Origin of the sequence: Pseudomonas syringae group sp. J309-1, assembly GCF_032582135.1 — a bacterium.
Classification (GTDB): domain Bacteria; phylum Pseudomonadota; class Gammaproteobacteria; order Pseudomonadales; family Pseudomonadaceae; genus Aquipseudomonas; species Aquipseudomonas quasicaspiana.
Genome location: NZ_JAWHNU010000168.1, coordinates 1 through 518 on the forward strand (window position 1 = coordinate 1; position 518 = coordinate 518).

General features: G+C 66.6%; 2 protein-coding genes. Both read right to left on the bottom strand.

What is annotated here, in order from left to right:
* Positions 1-353 (bottom strand): acyl-CoA dehydrogenase family protein (locus tag RX972_RS29270; RefSeq protein ID WP_316880795.1); only part of this gene is annotated, 353 nt, incomplete at its 3' end.
* A gap of 33 nt (positions 354-386) precedes the next feature.
* The coding region (locus tag RX972_RS29275) for an SDR family oxidoreductase (protein WP_316880796.1) at positions 387-518 on the bottom strand (132 nt) is incomplete at its 5' end.

A 518-nucleotide genomic window follows, 5' to 3' on the forward strand; every position in this document is an offset into this window, starting at 1 on the left:
GCGCCGACCATCTCGCCCGACGCCATCTTGGGCAGCCAGCGCCGCTTCTGCTCTTCCGAGCCGTAGTTGAGGATGTAGTGAGCGACGATCGCGCTGTGCACGGCGACGCCGGTGGTCAGTTCCGGCACGGTGCTCTCGAGGTCATCGAGCACCGCCGCGTCATAGGCGAAGGTGGTCCCGAGGCCGCCATAGGCCTCGGGCACGCTCGGCAGCAATGCACCCATCTCGCCGAGCGCGCGCCAGGCCGAGCGGTCGACCAGCTTCTGCGCGCGCCATTTTTCGGCATGCGGCGCCAGGTCCTTGGCGAGGATTTTGCGGAACTGGTCACGGAAGGTGTCCAGCTCCTCGGTCATCCAGGACGATCGGTAGTGCATGTTATCCCCGTATCAGATGAGCAGACCGCCGCCGGCGACGATCACCTGACCGCTGATGTAGTTCGATTCCGGGCTGCAGAACAGATAGACCGCGTCCGCCGCCTCTTCCGGCGTGCCGCCGCGGCCGAGCGGGATCATCCGGCC